Raw genomic sequence first — 3,407 nt, 5'->3', positions numbered from 1 at the left:
CTACCCATTATAATAGCGTTATTAAAAACCTTGGCATTTTCATAAATATGGGCAGGATTTAAAACAAGAGCATTATCATAGACCCAGCAATTGCCATCATGCGAGAGGTTGTTTTCACTTTCAATAAAGCCCCCTAAATCACCAGCCTTGACATCATCAAAATCTATTAAAGCCCGAATGCGATAAAGAGTTTGATTATTAAATACACGCGTTTCATTTGTGAGTGCAAACTTTTTTGCATAGCACAATTCCTTTATAAATAGATTTGAATTTTAGAATGAAATGTTTAAAGAGGGGCGCCCCCGCCGCGCCCGCGCGTTATTTACGCAACTTTATTTATATCCTGATCAGCACCACAGACATCTTCAGAAAATTTCTTATTTTCTTTAAGCACAGCATTGCCATAAATCGTTGTAAATTGGCAAATTTGTGCTTTTCCACTCACATGAGCATTATCATGAATTTTTGCAAAAGGACCAACACGCGCCGAGCCAAAAACCTTGGCATTGTCATAAATATTGCTCCCATCATAAATTATAGCTTTATCAAAAACATGAGCATTGCCATAAGCTTTTGACCACGCAGCAAGGCGTGATTTACCGTAGACATGGGCATCATTAAACACAAGCCCACTCACATGAGCATTTTCATAAACACGGGCATTATCGTAAATAAGAGCCCCCTCAGTAATAACGGCATTATCACTCACAACGGCATTGCCAAAAACATAGCCACTAATTTTTGCATTGCCATTAATGATTGCATTGTCATAAACATGTGCTTTATTACTCAAAACCCATGCCTTATCACTAATCACGGCATTACCATAAACCTTAGCATAATTCACAACACAGGCATTATTGCGTATTTTTGCATTTTCGGAAACGCTTGCTTGGATAACCATAGCATCATCATAAACCCAGCAATTGCCATCATGGGATAGATCGCTTTCATTTTCGATAAAGCCGCCGAGGTTCCCAGCTTTTACATCATCAAAATCTCTTAAAGCTTTAATGCGGTGTAAAGTCACACCGTTAACAACGCGGTTTTCATTAGTAAGTTCATATTTTGGAGATGTTTTTTGATTTTTAACTGTAGCATTCATGCTAGTAATCCTATTCAATAGAGTTTTTAATTGACAACCCTAAAAGGGCGCCGGGCGCTAAAAACACGGTGAATAGTCCGCCGCTATGCTTTTCCCTCGCGAAGGGTATTGTATGGCATAGCTACACCCGACATAATCATTATACGCTCTTAAAGCATAAAAGAAAGCCAGTCTTTTAAAGAAATGAGAGAAACCTTATCGTGGTTTACTCGCTATTCATATAGTGTTTTTAGCACTTGATTATTTATATAACAAAATACGTATTTATTGTCAAACGATATTCTATCTTTTTTGATATTTTTTTGTATTTTTTAAATACGTTGTGTATTGATAATATATTATGCTTATCAACTTCTTCTTTTATATTTATGTGCTTTTAAAGCTATATTATGGGCTTTCTTAAACGATTGCGTTATTTTCTGAATCTATACATTTATAATATTTAAAAACGCTCTCATCATGCGTATTTTTATCTTTACAACCTATCATGTTTTTTGCTAAATGGTTTTTAAAGATTTCTGTTAATTTCTTTTAATAACACATTTGCAACTTAACAGCTTTTTATAGGAACTGTTTTTATAACCAATGTGTTCATTTGCATGTGATTATGAAAGCCTGCTTTTTTCACGCGTGCTTTATAGCTGTTATCTTCTTTATAGCCACCGCATCATTTTTCATTTTTATAAGAGAAATGATAAATAGGATAATTGTGATTTATAAACCGTTATGAAAATATCTAAAGAGAGAATAATAATTATAGAGATTAGCAAAATCCCTTTTAATAGGCTTTTATCATTTTGATTAGTTCTTTTTAAAAGATAAAGTTATATTTTTAGTGAGTGATTAAAGCGTGTCTTATGAAAAGCATATGAAAGTAAAAACTGATTACGTTATCAAAATCCCTTTTATGAATTTTAATCAGTTCTTTTTAATAGATAACCTTATGATTTTAGTGAGTGATTAAAATGTGCTTTATGAAAAGCATATGATCCTTTAAAACCTTTCAAAAGATAGCTTGTAATTCATAAGAAGTGCTATCAAGATCATTATAGTTATGAGTTTAGAAGGTTTTGAAGGTTCCTTTTACCCCATTTTATATATTATTTTTCAATCAAAAATAAAAGTTATTATATTTCAATATGTTAATGTTTTAAAGAAACAACCTATATTACACACAACACGTAAATACAATCTGTGATATATATAAAAAGGGGTTTTGAAGGTATTTTGAGGGTTTGAGAAACCTTCAAAACCTATAAGTAATATAAGAAAATGAATATACATAACTCTGTTTAAACAAAGCTTTTGAAAAGGATAAAGCTATCATTTTAAATACGGTATAATCTCTTAAAGGCAATCCAAATAAGAGTATCTAAAAGTGCAAATGATTTCTTTTTAGAATAACGCATATAAACACTCCTTTTAAAGATTGTATCTAATCAACTTAACAAGAGAGGTATAGATTATGGTTATAAGACTCTATACCCCTTGTGAGTTTAGCAAGCCAAGTCTATTCAGTTTCTCTTCGTTCTAATTTTGGTAGGTTCTTAACGATTTTCATTGTCTCTAAACTTACAGTAATAACCCTCTGAAATAACTCTAGAGGGTAGGCAGGGTTGCCAACGGTTTCAACAGCATAGCGATTAGCATCATTCACAATGCCACTCTTTTTATCAGTCTTAACGCATTGACGCCCCATAACCCATTCAAGAGCGGGTTTACCATTGACAATATATTCATAAGCTTCAAGAGGGATATCTGTTATTGTGATATTGCTATTGTAAATAACCGTTGATTTATCCTTTTCGGATTTTCCTTTCTCTTTAGCTGCTTTTGCGAATTTCATTTCAGTTACATAATAGAATTTCTCAGGATTAGAGATCTCTGTAACTTTTGGATTACCCTTTTTAAAGGTCACTGGATAAGGTTCTACAGTTTCATAATTCACGTGCAAATGACCGAGTTCACGCCCTGCTGTCACAAATTTCCAAAAATCATCAGCACTCTTTACGCAAGGAATGCGAGGTAATTCTTTGCATAAATTATCAGCATAACGGGCGCGATAATCTTCCGAATGAAGTAAACCGTAAACGTAATAGAACAAATCATCTTTAGTGATAGTCTCATTAGGATAAGCTACTTTAAAATGTTCTAACCCTTCATCCGTAATGGCATCACGCCTTTGTAAACCAGCTGTTTTGTTTTCCTCTATAGAGTTTGTAAACAAATGGGATTGTTTCTCACTTTTACTTTTTGAAACCGTAGTATCTTCGTAAATATAGCGTGGAAAACATTGACCTTT

General features: G+C 33.2%; 2 protein-coding genes and 1 pseudogene. All 3 read right to left on the bottom strand.

The features are described from left to right. A pseudogene (locus ACFIL8_RS08485) lies at window positions 1-248 on the bottom strand (hypothetical protein); the annotation flags it as partial. A gap of 74 nt (window positions 249-322) precedes the next feature. After that, window positions 323-1,105: a hypothetical protein gene (locus ACFIL8_RS08480; protein ID WP_375689429.1), complete on the bottom strand. Its 783-nt coding sequence runs from the start codon at window positions 1,103-1,105 to the stop codon at window positions 323-325. Between the two features lie 1,510 nt (window positions 1,106-2,615). Then, a partial coding sequence (locus ACFIL8_RS08475; protein ID WP_375689427.1) for a type ISP restriction/modification enzyme occupies window positions 2,616-3,407 on the bottom strand: 792 nt, incomplete at its 5' end.

The sequence above is a fragment of the Bartonella sp. AP57NXGY genome (genome assembly GCF_042195805.1).
Lineage (GTDB): Bacteria > Pseudomonadota > Alphaproteobacteria > Rhizobiales > Rhizobiaceae > Bartonella.
This window is presented reverse-complemented; position numbering and strand designations above follow the sequence as displayed.